Annotated in this window: 25 protein-coding genes; 10 read left to right on the top strand and 15 right to left on the bottom strand. The window is 67.1% G+C overall.

Features of this window, described 5'->3' with window-relative positions:
• Window positions 1-55: 55 nt before the first annotated feature.
• Together CFB39_RS17185 and CFB39_RS17180 are read left to right on the top strand one after the other, a co-directional pair.
• Window positions 56-1474: an ATP-binding protein gene (locus CFB39_RS17185; protein WP_089473724.1), complete on the top strand. Its 1419-nt coding sequence runs from the start codon at window positions 56-58 to the stop codon at window positions 1472-1474.
• Window positions 1475-1487: 13 nt separating this feature from the next.
• A complete protein-coding gene (locus CFB39_RS17180; RefSeq protein ID WP_021156278.1) occupies window positions 1488-2030 on the top strand; it encodes a response regulator transcription factor in 543 nt (180 codons plus the stop codon).
• A 177-nt stretch (window positions 2031-2207) separates the two neighbouring features.
• On the opposite strand, the gene hslU is transcribed toward CFB39_RS17180, so the two are convergent.
• The 8 genes from hslU to dapF form a co-directional block, all read right to left on the bottom strand.
• The gene (hslU, locus tag CFB39_RS17175) at window positions 2208-3551 is read right to left on the bottom strand and encodes an ATP-dependent protease ATPase subunit HslU (RefSeq protein ID WP_089426571.1); all 1344 of its coding nucleotides are present in this window, start codon (window positions 3549-3551) and stop codon (window positions 2208-2210) included.
• A gap of 10 nt (window positions 3552-3561) precedes the next feature.
• Window positions 3562-4098: an ATP-dependent protease subunit HslV gene (gene hslV / locus CFB39_RS17170; protein ID WP_011353540.1), complete on the bottom strand. Its 537-nt coding sequence runs from the start codon at window positions 4096-4098 to the stop codon at window positions 3562-3564.
• Between the two features lie 239 nt (window positions 4099-4337).
• A complete protein-coding gene (gene dksA / locus CFB39_RS17165; RefSeq protein ID WP_006477498.1) occupies window positions 4338-4754 on the bottom strand; it encodes an RNA polymerase-binding protein DksA in 417 nt (138 codons plus the stop codon).
• A gap of 496 nt (window positions 4755-5250) precedes the next feature.
• The gene (locus tag CFB39_RS17155) at window positions 5251-6336 is read right to left on the bottom strand and encodes a GTP-binding protein (RefSeq protein WP_089473723.1); all 1086 of its coding nucleotides are present in this window, start codon (window positions 6334-6336) and stop codon (window positions 5251-5253) included.
• A gap of 200 nt (window positions 6337-6536) precedes the next feature.
• Entirely contained in the window at window positions 6537-7751 is a 1215-nt protein-coding gene (locus CFB39_RS17150; RefSeq protein ID WP_069249126.1) for a class I SAM-dependent rRNA methyltransferase, read from the bottom strand.
• A gap of 76 nt (window positions 7752-7827) precedes the next feature.
• Entirely contained in the window at window positions 7828-8748 is a 921-nt protein-coding gene (xerC, locus tag CFB39_RS17145) for a tyrosine recombinase XerC (protein WP_089473722.1), read from the bottom strand.
• Between the two features lie 14 nt (window positions 8749-8762).
• On the bottom strand, window positions 8763-9491 hold the full coding sequence (locus tag CFB39_RS17140; protein WP_089441253.1) for a DUF484 family protein: 729 nt from the start codon (window positions 9489-9491) through the stop codon (window positions 8763-8765).
• 37 nt (window positions 9492-9528) lie between these two features.
• Window positions 9529-10398, bottom strand: coding sequence for a diaminopimelate epimerase (gene dapF, locus CFB39_RS17135; protein WP_089473721.1), 870 nt, complete (start codon window positions 10396-10398; stop codon window positions 9529-9531).
• Between the two features lie 356 nt (window positions 10399-10754).
• Between dapF and CFB39_RS17130 the strand changes: the two genes are divergently transcribed.
• Entirely contained in the window at window positions 10755-11033 is a 279-nt protein-coding gene (locus CFB39_RS17130) for a type II toxin-antitoxin system RelE/ParE family toxin (protein ID WP_089431837.1), read from the top strand.
• Window positions 11034-11046: 13 nt separating this feature from the next.
• On the top strand, window positions 11047-11349 hold the full coding sequence (locus CFB39_RS17125; RefSeq protein ID WP_046544200.1) for a HigA family addiction module antitoxin: 303 nt from the start codon (window positions 11047-11049) through the stop codon (window positions 11347-11349).
• 19 nt (window positions 11350-11368) lie between these two features.
• Here CFB39_RS17125 and lpxL read toward each other — a convergent pair whose 3' ends face one another.
• A complete protein-coding gene (gene lpxL, locus CFB39_RS17120; protein ID WP_089473720.1) occupies window positions 11369-12253 on the bottom strand; it encodes a lauroyl acyltransferase LpxL in 885 nt (294 codons plus the stop codon).
• A gap of 265 nt (window positions 12254-12518) precedes the next feature.
• Between lpxL and metK the strand changes: the two genes are divergently transcribed.
• On the top strand, window positions 12519-13706 hold the full coding sequence (metK, locus tag CFB39_RS17115) for a methionine adenosyltransferase (protein WP_006482984.1): 1188 nt from the start codon (window positions 12519-12521) through the stop codon (window positions 13704-13706).
• Between the two features lie 136 nt (window positions 13707-13842).
• Here the strand turns inward: metK and CFB39_RS17110 are convergent, their stop codons facing one another.
• On the bottom strand, window positions 13843-14184 hold the full coding sequence (locus CFB39_RS17110; RefSeq protein WP_089473719.1) for a hypothetical protein: 342 nt from the start codon (window positions 14182-14184) through the stop codon (window positions 13843-13845).
• Window positions 14185-14536: 352 nt separating this feature from the next.
• On the opposite strand from CFB39_RS17110, the gene CFB39_RS17105 reads away from it, so the two are divergent.
• Entirely contained in the window at window positions 14537-15310 is a 774-nt protein-coding gene (locus CFB39_RS17105) for a phytanoyl-CoA dioxygenase family protein (RefSeq protein ID WP_089473718.1), read from the top strand.
• 148 nt (window positions 15311-15458) lie between these two features.
• Here the strand turns inward: CFB39_RS17105 and CFB39_RS17100 are convergent, their stop codons facing one another.
• Entirely contained in the window at window positions 15459-15665 is a 207-nt protein-coding gene (locus CFB39_RS17100; RefSeq protein ID WP_011353528.1) for a DUF3185 family protein, read from the bottom strand.
• A 193-nt stretch (window positions 15666-15858) separates the two neighbouring features.
• Here CFB39_RS17100 and mgrA point away from each other — a divergent pair, with 193 nt between their 5' ends.
• A complete protein-coding gene (mgrA, locus tag CFB39_RS17095; protein WP_069249117.1) occupies window positions 15859-16902 on the top strand; it encodes an L-glyceraldehyde 3-phosphate reductase in 1044 nt (347 codons plus the stop codon).
• A 110-nt stretch (window positions 16903-17012) separates the two neighbouring features.
• Here mgrA and CFB39_RS17090 read toward each other — a convergent pair whose 3' ends face one another.
• Entirely contained in the window at window positions 17013-17198 is a 186-nt protein-coding gene (locus CFB39_RS17090) for a hypothetical protein (RefSeq protein WP_011353526.1), read from the bottom strand.
• Between the two features lie 302 nt (window positions 17199-17500).
• A complete protein-coding gene (locus CFB39_RS17085) occupies window positions 17501-18382 on the bottom strand; it encodes a DMT family transporter (protein ID WP_089473805.1) in 882 nt (293 codons plus the stop codon).
• A gap of 793 nt (window positions 18383-19175) precedes the next feature.
• Here CFB39_RS17085 and CFB39_RS17075 point away from each other — a divergent pair.
• Together CFB39_RS17075 and CFB39_RS17070 are read left to right on the top strand one after the other, a co-directional pair.
• On the top strand, window positions 19176-19388 hold the full coding sequence (locus CFB39_RS17075; protein ID WP_011353523.1) for a hypothetical protein: 213 nt from the start codon (window positions 19176-19178) through the stop codon (window positions 19386-19388).
• Between the two features lie 58 nt (window positions 19389-19446).
• Window positions 19447-20469, top strand: a complete 1023-nt coding sequence (locus CFB39_RS17070; RefSeq protein ID WP_373452551.1) for a serine/threonine protein kinase — start codon at window positions 19447-19449, stop codon at window positions 20467-20469.
• A gap of 78 nt (window positions 20470-20547) precedes the next feature.
• Here CFB39_RS17070 and CFB39_RS17065 read toward each other — a convergent pair whose 3' ends face one another.
• Both CFB39_RS17065 and CFB39_RS40235 read right to left on the bottom strand, forming a co-directional pair.
• Window positions 20548-21990, bottom strand: a complete 1443-nt coding sequence (locus CFB39_RS17065) for a coniferyl aldehyde dehydrogenase (protein WP_089473716.1) — start codon at window positions 21988-21990, stop codon at window positions 20548-20550.
• Between the two features lie 39 nt (window positions 21991-22029).
• Window positions 22030-22494 carry a hypothetical protein gene (locus tag CFB39_RS40235; RefSeq protein WP_179257685.1) on the bottom strand — a complete coding sequence of 155 codons (465 nt, stop codon included), beginning with the start codon at window positions 22492-22494 and terminating at the stop codon, window positions 22030-22032.
• A 225-nt stretch (window positions 22495-22719) separates the two neighbouring features.
• Between CFB39_RS40235 and CFB39_RS17050 the strand changes: the two genes are divergently transcribed.
• Entirely contained in the window at window positions 22720-24360 is a 1641-nt protein-coding gene (locus tag CFB39_RS17050) for a GMC family oxidoreductase (protein ID WP_089473714.1), read from the top strand.
• The last annotated feature ends 22 nt before the right edge of the window (window positions 24361-24382 follow it).

The following is a 24382-nucleotide window of genomic DNA, read 5'->3' as shown; positions in this document are numbered from 1 at the left end:
CGCGCCGATCCGGCCCCGCTAGAGGCGCCGCCCGCTAAACGGGTAAACTGCGCGGATGCAACGAATCACCACCACCGGGCGCGTCAACCTCAGTCACCTGTTCTGGCTCCGCAATCTCGCGATCATCGGCCAGCTCGTGACGATCGGCGTCGTGCAGACCTATTTCGGCGTGCATCTGCCGTTGCCGGCGATGCTGATGGTCATTGCGCTCGAAATCGTTTTCAACGCGCTGACCTGGGTGCGCGTGCTGCGCGCGCGGCCCGAGACCAATTTCGAGCTGCTCGGCCAATTGTGGGTCGACCTCGGCGCGCTGTCCGCGCTGCTGTTCCTGTCGGGCGGCACGACCAATCCGTTCGTGTCGCTGTACCTGCCGTCGCTCGCGATCGCGGCGGCCGTGCTGCCGTGGCACCTGATGATCTGGCTCGCGGCGTTCGCGGTCGCGTGCTACGCGGCGCTCGGCTTCGACTCGGTGCCGCTGAACATGGACAATCCCGCGAACCTGTTCGACTACTACCGTACCGGGATGTGGGCGAACTTCATGGTCAGCGTCGGGCTGATCGCGTGGTTCGTCGCGCGCATGTCGAATGCGCTGCGCCAGCGCGATGCGGCGCTCGGCGAGGCGCAGCAGCACCTGCTGCGCGACGAGCGGGCGGTCGCGCTCGGCGTGCAGGCCGCCACCGTCGCGCACGAAATGGGCACGCCGCTGTCGACGATCGCGATGCTCGCCGAAGAGCTGCGCGACGCCGCGCGCGACGATCCGGGGCTGGCCCGCTACGAGGCTGACCTGAAGGTGCTCGAGGAACAGATGACGCTCTGCACGTCGGCGCTCGCGCGCCTGCGCAGCCGCGCGAGCGCGCCCGCGAGCCGCCAGCCGGTGGACGACTGGCTCGACACGTTCGTCGAGCACTGGCGGCTGCGGCATCCGCACGTGCAGTTCGAATTGCTCGGCGCGCGCCCGGCGGGCGTCGCGCTCGACGATACGGTCGCGGCCGGCCAGATCCTGACGATCCTGCTCGACAACGCCGCGCGCGCGAGCCCGCAGCGCGTGACGCTGGCCGCGAAGGTCGCGCACGCGGGCACGGCCGACAAGATCGAATTCGAGGTATGCGACGACGGGCCCGGCATTCCGGCCTCGCTGCGCGAGTCGCTCGGTGCGATGCCGGTCGACAGCACGCAGGGCGGGCACGGGGTCGGCCTGTATCTCGCGTTCAGCGCGGCCGCGCGGCTCGGCGGCGAGATCGAACTGTCCGATGTCGTGCCGCGCGCGGCGGGCGGCAACGGGCGGGCGGGCAGTGCGGCGAATGGTCACGCCGCGGCGGGATCGGCACAGCGCACGGGCCAGCGCGGCGCCGAACGGACAACCGGCACGCCGGACAGCCGCCCGGCCGGTGCGGCCGCCGCGCGCGGCACGCGGGCCGTGCTGCGGCTGCCGGTCGTGCGCGTCGCGGCATCGGCCGCCTCAACCAACACGTAGACGGAGAAACCACATGAGCGAGAACAATTTCCTGGTGATCGACGACAACGAGGTGTTCGCGGGCACGCTCGCGCGCGGCCTCGAGCGGCGCGGTTACGCGGTCCAGCAGGCGCACGACAAGGAGGCGGCGCTGCGGCTCGCCGCGGGCGGCAAGTTCCAGTTCATCACCGTCGACCTGCATCTCGGCGAGGATTCGGGCCTGAGCCTGATCGCGCCGCTGTGCGACCTGCAGCCCGACGCGCGGATCCTGGTGCTGACCGGCTACGCGAGCATCGCGACCGCCGTGCAGGCGGTGAAGGAAGGCGCCGACAACTATCTCGCGAAGCCCGCGAACGTCGAGTCGATCCTGGCCGCATTGCAGACCAACGCGACCGAAGTGCAGGCCGACGAAGCGCTCGAGAATCCGGTCGTGCTGTCGGTCGACCGGCTCGAATGGGAGCACATCCAGCGCGTGCTGGCCGAGAACAACAACAATATTTCAGCGACCGCGCGCGCGCTGAACATGCATCGCCGCACGCTGCAGCGCAAGCTCGCGAAGAAGCCGGTGCGGCAGTAAGCGGCGCGCCGCGCGCCGTGATCGTCACGACGAGGCCGATTCCGTACGACGCGTGCCGCGGGATACGGCGCGCGATCGCGCAGGCGGACGGGCGGCGCATGGCTGCCTGCCGCCCGGCGCACCAATGAAAACGGGCGGCCCGCCGGGCCGCCCGTCTCGCATTCGACGCCGCGCGCGTTACAGCACGTAGCGCGACAGGTCTTCGTCCTGCGCCACTTCGCCGAGTGCGCGATCGACATACTTCGCGTCGATCGTCACGCATTCGCCCGCATGGTTGCCGGCCGAGAACGACACTTCCTCGAGCAGCTTCTCGATCACCGTGTACAGCCGGCGCGCACCGATGTTCTCGGTCTTCTCGTTGACCGAATAGGCAATCTCCGCAAGGCGGCGGATGCCGTCGTCGGCGAATTCGAGCTGCACGTCTTCGGTCGCGAGCAGCGCCTGGTACTGCTTGACGAGGCTTGCGTCGGTCGCGACGAGGATCGCTTCGAAGTCGTTCACCGACAGCGAGTCGAGCTCGACGCGGATCGGGAAGCGGCCCTGCAGTTCCGGAATCAGGTCGCTCGGCTTCGCGAGGTGGAACGCGCCGCTCGCGATGAACAGGATGTGATCGGTCTTCACCATCCCGTACTTCGTGTTGACCGTCGTGCCTTCGACGAGCGGCAGCAGGTCGCGCTGCACGCCCTGGCGCGACACTTCACCGCCGCTGCCTTCGTTGTTGCGCGACGTGATCTTGTCGATCTCGTCGAGGAACACGATGCCGTTCTGCTCGACGTTCTGCACCGCCTTCGTCTTCACTTCCTCGTCGTTGAGCATCTTCGCCGCTTCCTCGTCGGTCAGCAGCTTCAGCGCTTCCTTGATCTTCACCTTGCGGCGCTGCTTCTTGCCGCTGCCGAGGTTCGAGAACATCGAGCGGATCTGCTCGGTCATCTCTTCCATCCCCGGCGGCGCCATGATGTCCATGCCGGCCGACGGCTGCTCGAGGTCGAGCTCGACTTCCTTGTCGTCGAGCTGGCCTTCGCGCAGGCGCTTGCGGAACGTCTGGCGCGTCACGTTGTTGTCGTCGTTCGCGTGCTCGGCGTTGCCGCCGAAGCCCACCGCGCGCGGTTGCGGCAGCAGGATGTCGAGGATGCGGTCTTCCGCCTGGTCGGTCGCCTTGCTGCGCACCTTGCGCATCTCGGTTTCACGCGTCTGCTTGACCGAGATCTCGATCAGGTCGCGCACGATGCTGTCGACGTCGCGGCCGACGTAGCCGACTTCGGTGAACTTGGTCGCTTCGATCTTGATGAACGGCGCATCCGCGAGCTTCGCGAGGCGGCGTGCGATTTCGGTCTTGCCGACACCCGTCGGCCCGATCATCAGGATGTTCTTCGGCGTGATTTCCTGGCGCAGCGGGTCGGCGACCTGCTGGCGGCGCCAGCGGTTGCGCAGCGCGACCGCGACGGCCTTCTTCGCCTTCGCCTGGCCGATGATGTGCTTGTCGAGTTCCGAGACGATCTCGGCAGGGGTCATGGTGCTCATGGTGCGGTCCTTACTCGATCGTTTCGATGATGCGGTTGTGGTTCGTGTAGATGCACATGTCGCCGGCGATCTCGAGCGACTTCTCGACGATCTCGCGCGGCGACAGCTCGGTGTTCTCCGCGAGCGCGCGGGCTGCCGCCTGCGCATACGCACCGCCCGAGCCGATCGCGCAGATGCCTTCTTCGGGGTCGAGCACGTCGCCGTTGCCGGTGATGACGAGCGTGGTGGTGGCGTCGGCCGTGATCAGCATCGCCTCGAGGCGGCGCAGCATCCGGTCGGTTCGCCAGTCCTTCGCGAGCTCGACGGCCGCACGGGTCAGGTTGCCCTGGTGCTTCTCGAGCTTCGCCTCGAAGCGGTCGAGCAGCGAGAACGCATCGGCGGTGCCGCCCGCGAATCCGACCAGCACCTGGTTGTTGTAGATCCGCCGCACTTTCCGCGCGCCACCCTTCATGACGATGTTGCCGAGGGTTACCTGGCCGTCGCCGCCGAGCGCGACCTTGTCGCCGCGCCGGACCGAAACGATGGTCGTGCCGTGAAATTGCTCCATCTGCGTTCCTTGAGAAAAACGGGGAAGAGTCGGGGGGCGCGAGGCGCCGCCGCGTAACTCGCAGTGCGCCGGGAAGCGGCCCGGCGCGCATCCGTTTCATTTTAGGGCGGGCGCCGGGATATCAAGAGGCGGGGTGGGCAAATCGGCGGCCGGCGGGGAACCGGTGCCGGAAAAACAAAAAGCGCGCGGCAGGCCGCGCGCTTTCGGGAAGCAGCGTGTTTGAGCGGAACGCCGCTCGATCAGTCGCCGAACAGCTTCTGGCGCAGCTCGCGGCGCTCTTGCGCTTCGAGCGACAGCGTGGCGGTCGGACGCGCGAGCAGGCGCGGAATGCCGATCGGCTCGCCGGTTTCCTCGCACCAGCCGTAATCGCCGGAATCGATGCGGGCGAGCGACTGCTGAACCTTCTTGAGGAGCTTGCGTTCGCGATCGCGCGTACGCAGTTCGAGCGCGTGCTCTTCCTCGATCGTCGCGCGATCGGCGGGATCGGGCACGATCACCGTCTCGCGCAGGTTCTCGGTCGTCTGGCCTGCATTCTTGAGGATGTCCGCCTGCAACTGTTCGAGCCGATTTTTGAAGAAGGCGAGCTGATCCTCATTCATGTAATCCTTGTCGCTCATCTTCAGGATTTCGGCTTCGGTCAAGAGTTTCTTCGTCATCTGCTTGCTTCTTCAATGTGCGGCAAATCGATAGATATTGCCTGCACTTTGGGATTACCCGCAACCGCCCTTGCAATCATTTGCGATTTGCCGCCGCGGGGCCGAAAGCCTCTGGAAAACCGGTTCTCAAATACCAGGATAGGCCTGGCGCGGAGTTGCGCGCGCTGCGAACCGGTGTGCTGCGCGGCACATCGCATCGGCCGCGGCCGGGAGGCGGATTGGCGATCCGGCGCGGTTGCGATGCCCGGAAAACTGGTTCAGCAAGAACCGGGCCTGTTTGTTGCCGTACTCCAGCGGGCACGTATTGTAACTGAATCGCAAGCGGGCGCCGTATCGGGTCGATCCCCGTCGGCTGCGCCAATATCTAGAAAATATAACGCGCAAATCGCGAAAAAGCGATGACGGCGAAACCCTGCCCGAAAAGGGCGCCCCGCGGCCGCCGCAGCCGCCTGCGAGGCGGCCTCGCGGCGGCGTGTGCGGCGGTTGCCCGCGCGCGTCAGGCGAGGCAGGCGTCGAGGCCGTCGGTGATCAGGTCCTGCGGCAGATCGACGCCGATGAACACCATCTTGTTGGTCTTCTTCTCGACCGGCAGCCACTTCGACGCGAGGTCGCTGCCCATCATCTGGTGCACGCCCTGGAACACGACCTTGCGGTCGACGCCCTTCATGTACAGCACGCCCTTGTAGCGCAGCATCCGCTCGCCGTAGATCTGCAGGATGCCGCCGAGGAAGTCTTCCAGCTTGTTCGGGTCGAACGGACGGTCGTTGCGGTACACGAACGACTTGATCTTGTCGTCGTGGTGCGCGTGGTGGTGGTGGCCATGGCCATGGCCGTGGTCGTGATCGTGCGCGCATTGACCGTGATCGTGGTCGCAATTGGCGTGATCGTGATCATGGTCGTGATCGTGGTGGTGGTGCGCGTGATCGTCCTCGGCGAGGAAGTCGGGGTCGATCTCGAGCTTCGCGTTCAGGTTGAAGCCGCGCAGGTCGAAGATTTCCTTGATGTCCGCTTCGCCGAAGTTCACGACCTTGATCGCGGCCTTCGGGTTCATGTGCATCAGGCGATGCTTGAGGCCGGCCACCGTCTGGTCGTCGACCAGGTCCGACTTCGTGATGAACAGGCGATCGGCGAAGCCGACCTGGCGCTGCACGACTTCGTGCTCGTCGAGCTGCGCGTTCGCGTGCTTCGCGTCGACCAGCGTGATGACCGCGTCGAGCAGGAAATCGTCGGCGATCTCGCTGTCGATGAAGAAGGTTTGCGCGACCGGGCCCGGATTCGCGAGGCCGGTGGTTTCGATCACGATGCGGTCGAAGTCGAGCTTGCCTTCGCGCTTCTTCGCGGCGAGCTCGCCGAGCGTGCGCGCGAGGTCGCCGCGGATCGTGCAGCAGATGCAGCCGTTGCTCATCTGGATGATCTGCTCGTTCGAATCCTGGATGAGGATTTCGTTGTCGATGTTCTCTTCGCCGAACTCGTTCTCGATCACGGCGATCTTCATGCCGTGCTGTTCGTTCAGGATGCGCTTGAGCAGCGTCGTCTTGCCGCTGCCGAGGAAGCCGGTGAGGATGGTGACGGGAGTGGCCATGTCAATCGCCTGTGGTTCGTGAATCGGGGTCAAAACCAGGATGTGCGTCGCGCCCGGGGCTTTGCCAGCCGGGGCGCACAACCATCCATTGAAACATACCTGTCAAGCCCTCGCCCGTCGTCCGAACGACAGGCGGGAGCGAGGATCCGCCGGGCGCCCGGGTGCGGCCGGCGGACGGTTACGCGCGTAGATCGGGGCGATCAGACGATTTGCAACAGCAGGCCCTTCAGATATTCGCCTTCCGGGAAGGCCGCGAGCAGCGGGTGATCGACGCCCGCGCCGAGGCGCTTCAGGATGCGCGCGTCGACCTTCGCGTCGGCGGCCGCACCCGCGACGATCTTCTGGAACAGGTCCATGTCGATCGCGCCCGAGCACGAGTACGTGAACAGCAGGCCGCCCGGACGCAGCAGCTTGAAGCCGCTCAGGTTGATGTCCTTGTATGCGCGCGCCGCGCGATCGACGCTGTCGCGCGTCGGCGCAAACTTCGGCGGATCGAGCACGATCAGGTCGAAACGCTCGCCTTCGTCGACGAGGCGGCGCAGCGTCTTGAATGCGTCGGCGTCGAGCCAGGTCGCGCGTTCGGCGTCGAAGCCGTTGGCGACGACGTTCTGCTGCGCGAGCGCGAGCGCATCGCCCGACGAGTCGATCGACACGACGCGCTTCGCGCCGCCCTTGAGCGCGGCGAGCGAGAAGCCGCCCGTGTAGCAGAAGCAGTTCAGCACGTCGCGATCGGCCGCGTACTGCGCCACCAGCGCGCGGTTGTCGCGCTGGTCGACGTAGAAGCCCGTCTTGTGGCCGTTCGGCACGTCGACGTGATAGCGCACGCCGTTTTCGTTCGAGATCAGCGTCGCGGGCGGCGCGTCGCCGGCCAGCACGCCGGTCGTCTGTTCGAGCCCTTCCTTGTCGCGGATCGACACGTCCGAGCGCTCATAGACGTTCGGGCAGTCCGTGGCGCCGACGAGTGCCTTCACGATCGCGTCCTTCCACGCCTCGACGCCCGCGGCCATGAACTGGCAGACGAGCTGGCCGCGCGGCGCGGCGCCGGCTTCGGCGGTGTCCGCGACGTAGTAGTCGACGATCAGCCCCGGGAGCCCGTCGGCTTCACCGAACACGAGCCGCACCGCGCCCGTGCCCGACACCATCGTGGTGCGGTGCGCGACCGCGCGCTGCACGCGGCGCTTGAAGAATGCATGGTCGATCGGCTCGTTCTCGTCGAAGCTCCACACGCGCACGCGGATCTGCGATTGCGGGCTGTACGCGCCGCGCGCGAGGAAGCGGCCGTCGTGCGCGCGCACGATCACGGTCGCGCCGGGCGCAGGCTTGCCGTCGACGCGGTCGATCGCATTGGCGTAGATCCACGGATGGCGGCGCAGCAGCGATTTTTCCTTGGACGGCTTGAGGGTGACGGTTTGCATGATGAGATCGAAATGGGCCGTGCGCGCAGCCGGCCGTGGCCGGTCGCCGCGCGCGGCGGGTAACACGGGACGCGCGTCAGTCGCGCTTCTTCGCGCGCGGGTGCGCGCTGTCGTAAATCTTCGCGAGATGCTGGAAGTCGAGCGACGTATAGACCTGCGTCGCTGAGACGCTCGCGTGGCCGAGCAGCTCCTGCACCGCGCGCAGGTCGCCGCTCGACTGCAGCACGTGCGTCGCGAACGAGTGGCGCAGCACGTGCGGATGGACGTTGGCGGGGATGCCCGCGGTGAGCGCCGCGCGCTTCACGCGCTCGCGCACGACGCCCGGCGACATCCGGTTGCCGCGCACGGACACGAACAGCGGATGCGGATCGTGCTTCACGAATTCGCCGCGCACCGCGAGCCATGCGTTCAGCGCGTCGATCGCCTTGCGGCCGACCGGCACCTTGCGCTCCTTGTTGCCCTTGCCGCGCACGGTGACTTCGGCTTCGGCGAGGTCGAGCCAGCCGGTCGAGCGGTAGCCGTCGGCGTGCGTGTACATCACGTCGAGCCCGATCAGCTCGGCGAGGCGCAGCCCCGACGAATAGAACAGCTCGAGGATCGCGTGATCGCGGATGCCTTCGGTCGTGTTGGCGAGCGGCGCGTCCATCAACGCGGAAGCATCGTCGACCGACAGCGCCTTCGGCAAGGTCTTCGCGCGTTTCGGCGCGCGCACCGCGGCGACCGGGTTCGCGGGCATCTCGACGCGCTGCGCGAACCAGCGGTAGAACGCGCGCCACGCGGACAGCCGGTGCGAGATCGACCGGGCGGACAGCCCGCCCGAATGTGCCCGCGCGACCGCGCCGCGCATGTCGGCGGCCGTCAGCGCTTCGAGCGGCCGGCCGTTCGCGAGCTTCTTCAGCTCGTCGAGTTCGTGCGTGTAGCCGCGCAGCGTGTGTTCCGACAGCTGCCTGACGTGCTTCAGGTTCGACAGGTAGGCGGCGATCGGATCGTCTGTCATCGCGTGCGGCAGGATCAGTGCGGCAGCAGGCGCGTGAGCGCGGCGCTCGCGAGCGTCGCGATCTGCGCGAGGAAGTCGGTGGCCATCCCGTCGTGGAAGCGGCGCGGGTCGGGCGAGCCGAGCACGAGCAGGCCGAACGCGGGCGCATCGTTGCCGGCGAGCGGCGCACGCAGCGCGAGCAGCGCGACCGATGCGGCCGAGCCGTCGCCGGCGGACGACGCGGCTTCCGCGCCTTCCGCCGCATGCGCGGCCGGCGCGGCGATCGCGGGCGCGAGCCACTGCGCGGCCTCGAAGCCCGTGTTCGCACCGCAGTACGGCGTCGACAGCCCGTTCGTGAACAGGCGCACTTCCTCGCCGACCTGGCGCGCGAAGTCGGCTTGCGAGTAGGTGTCGGCGACATCCCACACGCGCAGCGCCGTCTGCGGCACGTCGAAGACTTCGGCGATGCCGTCGGCGATCGTGCGCGGCAACGCGTACGGATCGCGTTCCGCGATCACGCGTGCCGTCCAGCGGCTGAACTTCGCGGACAGGCTGTCGTTCTCGTGGCCGTAGCGCACGAGTTCGGCGAGCCGGCGCTCGAGATGCTTGTTCTTGTCGCGCAGCATCTCCATCTGCCGCTCCTGCAGCGAGATCGCGGCCTTGCCGTGCGGGTTCGCGAGGCGGATCGTCGCGAGCAGTTCGGCGTGCTGCGCGAAGAATTCGGGGTTGGCGAGCAGGTAGTCGGCGACTTCGCGATCGTTCATGTGGCGGGAGCGTTCAGTTATCAAGGACGTTGCAGGGTCAGGCGGGCAGGTCGATCTCGCCTTCGAACACGGTCGTGGCGGGCCCGGCCATCATCAGTGCGGCGGCTTCGTCGCGCGCGCCGTCCCAGCTGATCGTCAGCGTGCCGCCGTGCGTGTGCACGGTCACCGGCGAATCGAGCAGGCCGCGCCGGATGCCGGCCGCGACCGCCGCGCATGCGCCGGTGCCGCACGCGAGCGTCTCGCCCGCCGCGCGTTCGTACACGCGCAGCTTCACTTCGCTGCGCGACACGATCTGCATGAAGCCGGCGTTCACGCGCTCCGGGAAGCGCGCGTGGTGCTCGATCAGCGGGCCTTCTTCCAGCACCGGATACGCTTCGGCATCGTCGACGACCTGCACCGCGTGCGGGTTGCCCATCGTCACCGTCGAGATCCAGCGCGTCGCCCCGCCGACGTCGAGCGGCCACAGCGTGTCGCGACCCTCGGCGCGGCCGTCGAGGCCCGCTGCGTCGAACGGCACCTGCGCCGGCGTGAACACGGGCGCACCCATGTCGACGACGACTTCGCCGTTGTCCTGCATCGTCAGCGTGATCAGGCCCTTCATCACCTGCACGCGCACGCTGCGCTTGTCGGTCAGGCCGCGGTCGCTGACGAACTTCACGAAGCAGCGCGCGCCGTTGCCGCAGTGTTCGACCTCGCCGCCGTCGCAATTGAAGATCCGGTACTTGAAATCGACGCCGTCGACGGTCGGTTTCTCGACGAGCAGCAGCTGGTCGGCGCCGATGCCGAAGTGACGATTGGCGAGCGCACGCACCTGCGCTTCGGTGAGCGGCGGCAACGCGCGCGAATAGCCGTCGAGCACGACGAAGTCGTTGCCCGCGCCGTGCATCTTGGTGAACGAGAGTTTCACTGGGTCCGGATTTCCATGGCGAACAAGGCGGTCAGCGCGGCGTGCCGGGCGGCCTCGTTCGCCGTGCTGATCTCAACCGCAAATGATACATGCAGCCGACAGGGGCGTCCTGCGCGGGTGGGGGCGAAATGGGGCGCATCTGTCGATCGGTCGACTGGTCGCGTGTGCGACAGGCGGGCAGATTGATGCGGTGTGACGGGCCTGTCGTGGTGCCAGCAGGGTTCGGCGAAAACACGGGATGGCGTGGACGCGTACCTTCGTACAGGTCAAATTGACAAGGCAATCAAGCGATTCGTATAGTGTGGCTATACGCATGGGCCATGCTGTCGGCATCGCGACTCGAATGTGGGAGATCCATGATCAAGTCGTGGCAGCACAAGGGGCTGGAAGCGTTTTTCACGAGCGGGAACAAGGCCGGCATCCGGCCCGACCATGCGCCAAGGTTACGACGCCAGCTTGCACGTCTCGACGTCGCGAGCCGGCCGCTCGACATGAACGTGCCGGGCTGGCGGTTTCACGGCCTTGCCCGTGGACTGGACGGCCATTTCGCGGTGAGCGTGAGCAGCAACTGGCGTCTGACGTTCAGTTTCGACGGCGCCGATGCCGTCCTGGTCGATTACCAGGACTACCACTGAGGTGATTCAAGCGATGACTCGCATCTTCAATCCGCCGCATCCGGGCGAAGCGCTGCGCGACGACGTGCTGCCGGCGTTCGGCCTGACCGTCACCGAGGCCGCGGCGCAACTCGGCGTCACGCGTGCGGCGTTGTCGCGCATTCTGCATGGTCATGCGGGGATCTCGCCGGAAATGGCGTTGCGCATCGAGGCGTGGCTTGGCGAGGAGAACGGCGGTCGCGCGGATCTGTGGCTCGCCCAGCAATCCGCTTACGACTTGTGGCAGGCGCGCGCGAAAGGCGTGCCCAAGATAGCGAGAGCGCGGGCACGCACGTGAACGCGCCCGCGAGCATGGCTCAGTACAGGCTCGGCTCGCCGTTCGGGCGCGTCTTGAAGCGCTTGTGGACCCAATAGTATTGCTCGGGCAGCAGCGGGATCTGTTCCTCGAGGAATTCATTCATCCGCCGCGCGTCGAGATCGTCGTCGCCGGTCGGGTAGTGATCCCACGGCTTGAATACCTTCAGACGGTAGCCCTTGTAGTTCGGCAGCACCTCGCCGATGAACGGCACGACCTGCGCGCGGCCCGTCTTCGCGAGCCGGCCGACCGCCGTCAGCGTGCACGCGGGCACGCCGAAGAACGGCACGAACGTCGAATTGCGCAGCCCGTAGTCCATGTCGGCGCCGAGCATCACCGGTTTGCGATCGCGCAGCCAGCGCAGCACGACGCGCGCGCTGTCCGCGCGGCCGACCATCTCGGCGTCGAAACGCCCGCGCGCCTTCTTCGCCTCTTCCTCGAGCACCGCGTTCGAGAACGGCTGGTAGAGCGACCCGCAGCGGCGATGCAGCGAACGGTTCAGCCAGATCGAGCCGGCCTCGATGCCGACGAAATGCAGGCCGAGGAACAGCGTCGGCGGCAGGTCCGGATCGTCGAGGTCGACCGCGCTGTCGACCTGGATCAGCTTCGCGAGCTTTTTCTCCGAGCCGAACCACTGCACGCTGCGTTCGACGTAGCTGCGGATCGCATGGCGGAAATGCTGCCCGGCAATTTCCTCGCGGCGTTCGTCGCTCCAGTCAGGGAAGCAGAGTTTCAGATTGGTGTGTACGATGCGCTTTCGCCGGCTGGGGATCTTGTAGAGCAGCCAGCCGAGACCATCGCCGAACCGTGCGGTCAGGCCGTACGGCAACAGGGCGAGCAGTTTCAGCAAGCCAATGGCGAGGTGCGTGGCTAGACGACCTAGCATGCGAAACCTCCGTGGGACCGGCTGGCCGGCGCTTTGCAAACAGGGTGGTGAGACAGCGGAAGATGCAGCACGGGCGGCGCTCTGTGACAATTCAGGAAAGCCGCTATAATACGGGCTTCGCCGAGTTAACTGACAACTTGCGGGGCGAAGCCGGTTAGCGTGACACGCGCTGCCCGGTCCTGGTAATCCGCTAAAGCGTCGCCGCTTCAGGCCCAACGAAGCTGGCTACGTGAAACCAACCGTAACCACACAGGAGCCTGAAAAAGTGGCAAACGATTATCTCTTCACGTCCGAATCCGTCTCTGAAGGCCATCCGGACAAAGTCGCGGACCAAATCTCGGACGCGATCCTCGATGCCATCCTCGAGCAGGACAAGTATTCCCGCGTAGCGGCGGAAACGCTGTGCAACACGGGTCTCGTCGTGCTGGCCGGTGAAATCACCACGACGGCCAACATCGACTACATCCAGATCGCGCGCGACACGATCAAGCGCATCGGCTACGACAACACCGACTACGGCATCGACTACAAGGGTTGCGCGGTGCTCGTCGCGTACGACAAGCAGTCGCCGGACATCGCCCAGGGCGTCGATCGTGCACACGACGACAACCTCGACCAGGGCGCGGGCGACCAGGGTCTGATGTTCGGTTACGCGTGCGATGAAACGCCGGAACTGATGCCGCTGCCGATCTACCTGTCGCATCGCCTCGTCGAGCGCCAGGCCAGCCTGCGCCGCGACGGCCGCCTGCAATGGCTGCGCCCGGACGCGAAGTCGCAGGTGACGGTTCGCTACGTCGACGGCAAGCCCGATTCGATCGACACCGTCGTGCTGTCGACGCAGCACGCACCGGACATCGAGCTGCCGGCGCTGCGCGAAGCCGTGATCGAGGAAATCATCAAGCCGACGCTGCCGGCCGACCTGATCAAGGGCGACATCAAGTTCCTGGTGAACCCGACCGGCCGGTTCGTGATCGGTGGCCCGCAGGGCGACTGCGGCCTGACCGGCCGCAAGATCATCGTCGACACGTACGGCGGTGCCGCACCGCACGGCGGCGGCGCGTTCTCGGGCAAGGATCCGTCGAAGGTCGACCGTTCGGCTGCATACGCAGGCCGCTACGTCGCGAAGAACATCGTCGCCGCCGGCCTCGCGTCGCGCGCGCTGATCCAGGTGTCGTACGCGATCGGCGTGGCCGAGCCGACCTCGGTGATGGTCAACACGTTCGGCACGGGCCGCGTGTCGGATGCGGTGATCACGAAGCTCGTGCGCGAGCATTTCGACCTGCGTCCGAAGGGCATCATCAAGATGCTCGACCTGCTGCGCCCGATCTACGAGAAGACCGCTGCTTACGGCCACTTCGGCCGCGAAGAGCCGGAATTCTCGTGGGAAGCGACCGACAAGGCGCTCGCCCTGGCCGAAGCGGCCGGCGTCGAGCCGACGGCACGCGTCGCGTAAGCGTCGTTCGCCTCAAATGAAAAACCCCGGCATTGCCGGGGTTTTTTTATGCGTTCCGATCGCCGTGGCGATCGGGCAACGGCACGGGCAGCGGCGCGACGGCGATCGTCGCGCGGCGGTGCCCGCCGGCGTGTGCTCAGCGCGCGCCGAACCCGAACCAGCCGTTGCTGGCCGCGAGGCGGCGCGGGCGGTTGACGCGGCGCTGCGGGCCGAGCGTGCGGCGCAGCGCGAGCGCGCGCAGCGACGACGGCTTCTGCAGCAGCGAGCGCAGGCCGGCACGGCGCGAGAATGCCTGCGTGCTCATCATCGAGAAAAATGCGTGGAACCACGCACGGATGCCGTCCAGCCGGCTATGGGCGGGCGTGCGCTCGGCCAGCGCCTGCGTGCGTGTGCGGTGATGGCGCAGCGAGCGGGCAGGAGCGGGCGGCACGACGCGCTTCGCAGCGCGGCTGAGACGGGAAGTCAGACGGAATGGCATGTGAACGATGCTTCGCTTGTATGGATGGCGCCCTTGGGAGCGCACTGGTATGAACGGCCTCGGATTGCGCAACGGATCTTACCGAAACCCGCTGCGCGCCGCGCCCGCCAGAATTGACAGGCCGCGACAGGCTACAGGGGATTCATGACGGGCAAAAGTCGCGATAAACCCTTGTGCCACAAGGCGTGTGCCGCATACCGCCTGTCGCTGAGGCCGGCGCCGCGCCGCACAGTTCCCTTGAGCCGGATCAAATTCGCGATTGGCATGCCCCTGCGCACGACAATGGTGCTGTTCGCGGCATCCGGCGCCGATTTACAATCGTCACATTCACACAATAAGCGTCTGGCATCCCATGTCGTCTCCATTGCAGTCGGAATCGATCCGCGCGCAAGTCGCGGAATTGCGCGAGCGCGGCTTCGTCGTCGCGCGTGGCCTCGTCAGCGACGAGCAGTGCGCGGCGCTCAGGCAGGTCGCGGAGCGCCAGTTGCGGGAGGCGGCCGAGCCGATCGAGTTCGAGGCGGACCTGCGCTATCCGGGCGCGCCCGAGTCCAAGCATGCGCCGGGCGGGCATACGGTGCGGCGGCTGCTCGACGCGTACTCGCGTGATCCGGCCTTCGCCGAGCGTGCGATCGCACCCGAAATCGGCGCGTGGATGCGCGAGTATTTCGGCGAAGAGCCGGTGCTGTCGCGCGCGCATCACAACTGCATGATGACCAAGCATCCCGCGTACGGCAGCCTGACCGGCTGGCATCGCGATTTCCGCTACTGGTCGTTCGAGCGTCCGGACATGGTGTCGGTGTGGCTCGCGCTCGGGCCGGAAACGAACGAGAACGGCGCACTGTGGCTCGTACCGGGGTCGCACACGGCCGAATTCGGGCCTGAAGCGTTCGACGATGCGAAGTTCTTCCGCAGTGACCTGCCGGAGAACCAGAAGATGATCGCTGCGGCCACGTGCCCGTCGCTGCAGACGGGCGACGTCGTGTTCTTCCACAGCAACACGCTGCATTCGGCCGGGCAGAACCGTTCCAACCAGGTGAAGTTCTCGCTCGTGTATACGTATCACGGCGCGAGCAACCGGCCGGTGCCCGGCACGCGCTCGGCATCGAAATCGGAAGTGCCGTTCTAGGCGCGCAGCGGGCGGCCTTCAAGGCTGCGGTGATGACGCGATGCAGCGCATTGCGGATGCATGGAACAACGGGCGGCCTGGCCGCCCGTTTCGTTTGGCGCGGCCCGAGCGTATGACGCGGGCCGTGCGTGCATCGCGCGGCTGGCGCTCAGCGCTTGCCGCCCGGCATCGCGAGGCCGATCAGGCCGATGAACGATGCGACGGCGCCGCCCACGATCAGCAGGATCGTCTTCGTCGCGGGCGAACCGGTGAAGAAGCGCGACACGTTGTCGTTGATCGAATGGAACGACTGGCCGCCGAAATACAGCAGCACGACGCCGCCGACGAGCAGCGCAACCGAGATGACCCGGGACATACCAACCTCGCAGAAACGGTGATTCGAGACGCCGCAGTGTAGGCGACGGCCGCGGCCGCGTCCATCGTCGCGCCGGCGAGCGCGTTCCGGCCGCTTTCGCTACCATAGTCGTCGTATGACTCCTTCGCCGCCGCCGCGCCCCAAGCGCGGCCGGCGCGCGTCCCTTCTCCCGATGTCCTGACGGAACCGACTCATGGCCTACGAAGCAGCTTCCGAACGTTATGCCGACATGCAATACCGCACCTGCGGCAAATCCGGGCTCAAACTGCCCGCGCTGTCGCTCGGCCTGTGGCACAACTTCGGCGACTCGACGCCGATCTCGACGCAGCGCGACATCCTGCGCACCGCGTTCGACCTCGGCATCAACCACTTCGACCTCGCGAACAACTACGGGCCGCCGTACGGCAGCGCGGAAACCAACTTCGGCCGGTTGCTGAAGGAAGATTTCCGGCCGTATCGCGACGAGCTGCTGATCTCGACCAAGGCCGGCTGGGACATGTGGCCGGGGCCGTACGGCAGCGGCGGCGGGTCGCGCAAGTACGTGCTCGCGAGCCTCGACCAGAGCCTGCAGCGGATGGGGCTCGACTACGTCGACATCTTCTATTCGCACCGCTTCGACGCGCACACGCCGCTCGAGGAAACGGCGGGCGCGCTCGCGTCGGCCGTGCAGCAGGGCAAGGCGCTCTACATCGGCATTTCGTCGTACTCGGCGGCGAAGACGCGCGAGATGGCCGAGCTGCTCGCGCAGTACAAGGTGCCGCTGCTGATCCACCAGCCGTCGTACAACCTGCTGAATCGCTGGGTCGAAACCGAACTGCTCGGCACGCTCGACGAGATCGGCACGGGCAGCATTGCGTTCACGCCGCTCGCGCAGGGGCTGCTCACGTCGAAGTACCTGAACGGTGTGCCGGCCGACGCGCGCGTGAACAAGCCGGGCGGCGGCTCGCTGAAGCAGGATCACCTGAGCGCGGACAACCTCGACCATGTGCGCAAGCTCAACGCGATCGCCGAACGGCGCGGGCAGAGCCTCGCGCAGATGGCGCTCGCCTGGGTGTTGCGCAACGGCCGCGTGACGTCCGCGCTGATCGGCGCGAGCCGCGCGGAGCAGGTGCGTGAAAACGTCGGCGCGCTGAAGAACCTCGAATTCTCGGCGGAAGAGCTCGCGGAGATCGATCGTTACGCGACGGAAGGCGGCATCAATCTGTGGGAAAAGCCGTCCACCGATCAGGCGATCTGACCGGCAGTCGATACGGCATGCGAAACATCGCGTGCCGTATTGATGGCTTGCGCGCGGCACATCGCATCGCTGCAGTGCAGCGATGCAGGTCACGCACGGGTGGTGCGCCGCTAGATCAGCGCAGGCAGGCCTTCGACGAGCAATACCGCGACGCCGACGCCGAGAATGACGCCCAGCACGCGCAGCAGGTTATGGCGGAATTCGGTTGCGCACGGCACCGCGCCGAGAAATAGCGCTCCGGCCAGCGCCATCGGAATCAACAGGATGAAGTCGCCGATCGTGAAGTAGGTCGTCATGCGTGTCTCCAAGGTCGACCGGAGCGGGCGCGTGCGCGCTTGCTCCGGCCCCATGCCGGGTGTTTCTAGTCTTGGTCCGGCCCGATTGCGAGCGGGGCGGTCAATTCGAGTATAGGCAACCGGCAGCGCTTTTCGCTATCCGAACCATTAAAAATCAGCGGAAAGCCCCGTGAATCGCGCACTTTTCCCGCAAGTTAGACGAACGCCTTGCGCGTATCTTTCTCGCGCCTTTCGATTTTTGCGGATTCGTCGTATGTGTCCGATGCGTGCCGCCGCCCCCGCGGGCGCGGCGGCACGCCCGCTCATGCGCGGTCGGGTTGCACGCGGGCGGCCGGCCCGCGGAACACGAGCGCGAGCCCCGCGATGATCGCGCCCATGCCGGCGAGCGCGAGCGGCTCGGGCCGGTTGCCGAGCCACGCGGCATCCATCAGCGTGGTGACGACGGGCACGAGATAGAACAGGCTCGTCACGTTGACGAGATCGCCGCGCTGCATCAACTGGTAGAACAGCAGTTGCGCGATCACCGAAATCACGATGCCGAGCCACAGCAGCGGGATCACGAAGGCCCAGCTCAGGTCGAACGACACCGGCCGGAACGGCACGATCGCCACGCACAGCGCGAGGCCGATCGCATTCTGCAGCGGCAGCACGTCGGCGGGCGCCGCACGTACGCGTTTTTGCAGCAGCGAGCCGGCGGTCAGCGCGACGAGCGCGGTGAGCGCGCACGCGATGCCCGCGAGTGACAGGCCGCCGTCTCCTGTGCCGCGGAACACGACGAGCGCGAGACCGGCCAGCGACAGCGCGAGCCCCGCGATGCGCATGGGCTGCCAGCGCCGCTCGACGATCGCGAGCGTGAGGATCGGCTGTACGCCGAGGATCGTCGCGAGCACGCCCGGCGCGATCCCGCGTTCGAGCGCGAGCAGGTAGAAGATCGAATAGCCGCCCATCATCAGCAAGCCGGTCAGCGCGGCCATGCGCCGTTCGCCGCGCGGCGGCAGCCAGCGCTTGCGCAGGAAGGCCAGCCCGAGCAGCACGAGCGATGCCAGTGCGAAACGTGCGGTGAGAAAGACGAACGCGGACGCGTGACGCAGCCCGAGTTCAGCGAAGATCGCGCCGCTGCTCCACAGCAGCACGAAGAGCGACGTCGCGCCGTGCGCGGCGAGCGCGCGTTTGAACGAAACCATGTGAATCCACCTGTCGAACGGATCGGAATGTTCCATCCGCGCGCGCAGCAGCACGCCGTGCGTCACGACGCACGAATGCGGGCCTGCGGGCGAATGGAAGACGAAACGAAAAGCCGGCTGGTCAGCCGGCGCGTACCGCCGGAGGGGGCGGCGCGGCGCCGACGAGCGGCGGTGCGACAGGAGGAGGAAGGACCGACGGATGCGCGCACGCCTGCGGCCGCGAGTCGAACTGCGGTCGGGATTTTGCGAGGGCGGACGTGAGCGGATGCATCGTGTCGGAATGCGCTTGAACGCGAATGAGCATCAAAGGTACCGCAAGGCCTGCATCGGATGCAACACAAGTCGGTGGCGCATCGCATGGCGAAGGTCGGAGGGCGATGCGTGGGCACCGTTGCTGTGCGGGCTGCGTTCGAGGCAGGGGGAAGGTGATGACGGTGTCGCGTGATTCGGCAATCGCAGTCGCGCGAAATTGCCTGGTGACCCGATACCGGATTCACGGTGCACCTGGGGCGTCCGTCACGTACGCGCCGCGGTGATGCCGGGGATTCGGCGGCCAGTCACATTCGACAGGGTATGATGGGGGTAACCGGGCGGGCAAGCGTCTACCCCGGCGCAGTGGTTGATTGGAGACATTCGACGAATTCGCGGCACTTCGCCTGCTTCTTCTTCTTTTCGTGCTTCGATAAACCGTGAACAATGGGATTACGCGCAACGCTCCGACGAGAGCGCGCGGATCGTGCATTTGCCGGCCCCCAGCGGGCCGGGTTTCAAGATTCAAGAGTGGGGAACCATCATGCATGTCGGGTCGATTGTCTGCACTACCCATATCGCGGTGCCGAAGGGCGCGCGCGGCATCGTCCAGCGCGTCCTGGGCGACATGGCCATGGTGACCTGGTACGCAGGCGTACCGGGCGAGTCCAAGGAACTCAACACCGAGCCGTTCTTTCTCGAGGACCTGATCGATACCGGCGAATCCGTGCTGCCGGCCGGCGCGGCGCTTCACTAAGCGCCATCATCGCACCGGGCGCTCGTCTTTCAGCCCGGCTGGCGGCACAATGCGGGGCATGAAAGACGTCACTTCCGCTCCCGCTTCTCCCGCCGGCCCGCCGTTCGCCGGACTCACGCCCGAGTGCGTGCTCGACGCGCTCGACAGCGTGCTGATACCGGCCGGCCTGCGCACCGACGGGCGCCTGCTCGCGCTCAACAGCTACGAAAACCGCGTCTATCAGGTCGGTATCGAAGACGGCCCGCCGGTCGTCGCGAAGTTCTACCGTCCGGCACGCTGGTCGGACGAAGCGATCCTCGAAGAGCACGCGTTCGTCGCCGAACTCGCCGCGCGCGAGATTCCGGCGGTGCCCGCGCGCACCTTCGACGGCCGCACGCTGCACGCGTTCGACGGCTTCCGTTTCTCGATCTTCGAGCGGCGCGGCGGCCGCGCGCCCGATCTCGATCGCAGCGACACGCTCGAATGGCTCGGCCGCTTCATCGGCCGGATCCATGCGGTCGGCGCGACGCAGCCGTATGTCGCGCGCCCCGTGCTCGACATCAGGACGTTCGGCTATGAGCCGCGCGACTACCTGCTCGCGCACGATTTCATTCCGGACGATGTGCGGCCCGCATACGAGACGGCCGTGAACCTCGCGCTCGAAGGCGTCGAGGCCGCGTTCGAGCGGGCGGGCGAGATCCGTCTGCTGCGCACGCACGGCGACTGTCATCCGAGCAACGTGCTGTGGACCGATGCCGGCCCGCATTTCGTCGATTTCGACGACAGCCGGATGGCGCCCGCGATCCAGGATCTGTGGCTGCTGCTGCCGGGCGATCGCGAAGGCGCGTCGCGTGCGCTCGCGGACCTGCTGGCCGGCTACGAGGATTTCTGCGAATTCGAGCCGCGCGAGCTGCATCTCGTCGAAGCGCTGCGCACGCTGCGGCTGATCCACTACGCCGCATGGCTCGCGCGGCGCTGGGACGATCCCGCATTTCCGGCCGCGTTCCCGTGGTTCAACACGCATCGTTACTGGGAAGCGCGCGTGCTCGAGTTGCGCGAGCAGATCGGCGCGATGCAGGAAGGGCCGCTCTGGCCCGTGTGACGGCGCGCGCGGCACCCTCGCCGCGCGGCAGGCATGTGCGGGCCGCGGCGCGATGCGCGCGGCCCGTTTCCGTTTCGCCTAGAACTTCAGCATCAGCTTGATCAGTGCGGCGAAGCGCTTGCCGTACGGCGGCGCGAGCAGGTTGCGCGCGTTCAGGCGCGCCTGCGTGAGCACCGGCTTCATCTTCGAGAACGTCACGAAGCCGTCGTAGCCGTGATAGGCGCCCATGCCGCTCGCCCCGACCCCACCAAACGGCAAACTGCCGCATGCGATGTGCATCAGCGTTTCGTTGACCGTGACGCCGCCCGAGATCGTTTCGCGCATCACGCGGTCGATCGTGCCGCCGTCCTCGTCGAACAGGTAGAGCGCGAGCGGACGCGGGCGTGCATTCACGTAGGCGATCGCTTCGTCGAGCCGTTCGTACGGCACGAGCGGCAGCAGCGGCCCGAAGATTTCCTCCTGCATCAGTTGCGACGCGGCCGGCACCTGCGTGACCGCGCACGGCACGAAGCGGCGCGATGCGGGATCGGATTGCGCGTCGGACAGCGGATGCAGTTGCGCGCCGGCCGCCTGCGCGTCGCTCGCGAGCTGCTGCAGCCGCGCGTAATGGCGCGGCGACACGATCGTCGTGTAGTCGCCGTTGGCGGACAGGTCGGGATACATCTTCGCGAACCGGGCGCGTGCGCGCTCGATGAACGCGGCTTCCATGCCGCGCGGCAGCAGCACGTAGTCGGGCGCGATGCAGGTCTGGCCCGCGTTCAGCGTCTTGCCCGCGACGATCGCGTCGACCGCTGCATCGAAGCGCGCGTTCGGGCCGACGATCGCCGGCGACTTGCCGCCGAGTTCGAGCGTGACGGGCGTGAGGTTGTCGGCGGCTGCGCGCATCACGTGGCGGCCGACGTGCGTCGAGCCGGTGAACAGCAGGTGATCGAACGGCAGCCCGCTGAACGCGGCGCCCACTTCCGCATCGCCGTTCACGACCGCGACGTGGTCGCGCGTGAAGGTCTTGGCAATGAGCTGCTCGAACAGCGCCGACGTGCGCGGCGTCAGTTCGGACATCTTGATGATCGCGCGGTTGCCGGCCGCGAGCGCGCAGATCAGCGGGCCGGCCGCGAGCAGCACCGGATAGTTCCACGGCACGACGATGCCGACCACGCCGAGCGGCTGCGGCATCACCTTCGCGCGCGCCGGGCGCAGCCACTTGTTCATCGGCTTGCGCATCGGCTTCATCCAGCGCTTGCCGTGCTTGAGCGCGTCGTCGATCTCTTCCTTCGCCATCCAGATTTCCGACAGCAGCACTTCCTGCTTCGCGCGATGACCGAAGTCGGCTCTGATCGCTTCGGCGAGGGCATCCGCATGGTCGATCAGCATCGTGCGCAGCGCGCGCAGGTGCTGCACGCGCGTTTCCCATGCCGGATACGGCGCGCGCAGGTACGCCGCGCGCTGGTCGCGCAGCAGCGCCGTCAGCGCATCGACCGACGGCAGGGCTTGCGGGGCCAGTTCGGGCAGGTCGTTCTTCATGTCGTCTCCTCCAGTTGGACCAGGCGGGTCGGCCGGCCGTCACGCCGCATGCGCACGCTCGGCGAGCGCGGCGACGCGGATCGGGGTGGTGCGGGTCGCGCGGCACGGGGCCGGATGCGACGTGTGCTCGAAAACCGGTTGAAGCGTGCAGCGGGCGTCGCATCCGCGCGACGGTGTGTGCATCCGGAAACTGCTTTGTGGCGCATGCATGTGCGGCGCGATGTGACTGCCGACAGGCACGCGTCGCTGCGCCGTGAGCGCCTGCCGGTGCGCCGAAGCGGGGCAGCGCGACAGGTCAGTCAAATCGTGCCGCAGTGCACCGTGCCGCTGCGGCGGCAAACCATCCAAACGGTCGGCGACGACACGTGCCGTTCGATTTCGACCGACTGCGCGCATGACGTTAAGCATCCCCGCGCGGGCAGCCGTTTGAAATGAAATGCGGGCTGCGCGCATCGCATCCGGACCACCCGGTCGGCACGCGGCCTGCAGAACCTGGCGCTGCATCGTCGTCACTCCCGTTGCGCGACGGATCGGCTTCTCGTGGCCGGCGCGTCGCGCCAAGCGAATCGATACATCTTAAATTTAGTTCACGCGAGCGTTTAGAGGAATCGCTCTTGAATCGGCGCGCCGCGCGCGCGACGGCCATTCCTACAATGCCCGAACATTACAAGAGGGGACGCGGTCGCGCGGCGGTGCCGGGCGCCTTCCATGACACGACGGAGACGTGACATGCAATACGACTACATCATCGTCGGCGGCGGTTCGGGCGGGTCGAGCCTCGCAGGCCGTCTCGCCGATGCCTGCCCCGACGCGACGATCGCGCTGATCGAGGCCGGCTCGCATACGGAGCGCAACCTGCTCGTCAACATGCCCGTCGGCATCGCGGCGCTGGTGCCGTTCAAGCTCGGCACGAACTACGGCTACGAGACGGTGCCGCAGCCGGGCCTCGGCGGGCGGCGCGGCTATCAGCCGCGCGGGCGCGGGATGGGTGGCTCGAGCGCGATCAACGCGATGATCTACACGCGCGGCCACCCGGGCGACTACGACGAATGGGCGCAGCTCGGCGCGACCGGCTGGGGGTGGCAGGACGTGCTGCCGTATTTCCGCCGGGCGGAAGGCAACCAACGCGGCGCCGATGCGTGGCACGGCGCGGACGGCCCGCTCACGGTGTCGGATCTGCGCTTTCGCAATCCGTTCTCCGAACGATTCATCCAGGCGGCGCACGCGGCCGGCTATCCGCTGAACGACGACTTCAACGGCGCGACGCAGGAAGGCGTCGGCTTCTACCAGGTCACGCACCGCGATGGCTCGCGCTGCAGCGTCGCCCGCGCGTATATCTACGGCCGCAACCGGCCGAACCTGCATGTGATCACCGATGCGACGGTGCTGCGCGTCACGTTCGACGGCAAGCGCGCGGCCGGCGTCGCGATCGCGCGCAACGGGCGCGTCGAGACGCTCGACGCGCGCGCGGAAGTGGTCCTGTCGGCCGGTGCGTTCAATTCGCCGCAACTGCTGATGTGCTCGGGGATCGGCCCGGCGGAGCAGCTGCGCCGGCACGGGATCGCGGTCGTGCAGGATGCGCCGGACGTCGGCACGAACCTGATCGACCATATCGATTTCATCATCAATACGCGCGTGAATTCATCGGAACTGGTCGGCGTGTGCGTGCGCGGGATCGCGAAGATGACGCCCGCGCTCGCGCGCTATTTCTCGAGCCGCACCGGGATGATGACGAGCAACGTCGCGGAGGCCGGCGGCTTCATCAAGAGCGATCCGTCGCTCGAGCGTCCCGATCTGCAACTGCACTTCTGCACGGCGCTCGTGGACGACCACAACCGCAAGATGCACTGGGGTTTCGGCTATTCGCTGCACGTGTGCGCACTGCGGCCGTTCAGCCGCGGCACGGTGGCGCTCGCGAGCGGCGATGCGCGCGACGCACCGCTGATCGATCCGCGCTTCTTCAGCGATTCGCGCGATCTCGACCTGCTCGTGCGCGGCACGCAGGCGATGCGCAGGATCCTGTCGCAGGCGCCGCTCGCGTCGCAGGGCGGGCGCGAGCTGTACACGCGGGCCGACCAGAGCGAAGCGGAACTGCGCAAGACGATCGTCGAGCATGCCGACACGATCTACCACCCGGTCGGCACCTGCCGGATGGGCTCGGACGCGCGCGCGGTCGTCGATCCGCAACTGCGCGTGCGCGGCGTCGAAGGGTTGCGCGTGGTGGATGCGTCGGTGATGCCGACGCTGGTCGGCGGGAATACGAATGCGCCGTCGGTGATGATCGGCGAACGCGCAGCGGATTTCATCGTCGCCACGCGCAAGGGCGCGGCGCCGCGCGGCGAGGCAGCCGCGGCGGTGCACGGCCGCTGAGCGGCGCGCGCACGGCGGCGGC

The organism is Burkholderia sp. AU6039, assembly GCF_002223365.1.
In the GTDB taxonomy this organism is placed as follows: domain Bacteria; phylum Pseudomonadota; class Gammaproteobacteria; order Burkholderiales; family Burkholderiaceae; genus Burkholderia.
The sequence above is the reverse complement of the archived record's forward strand: the minus strand, read 5'-3'. Positions and strand labels throughout refer to the sequence as shown.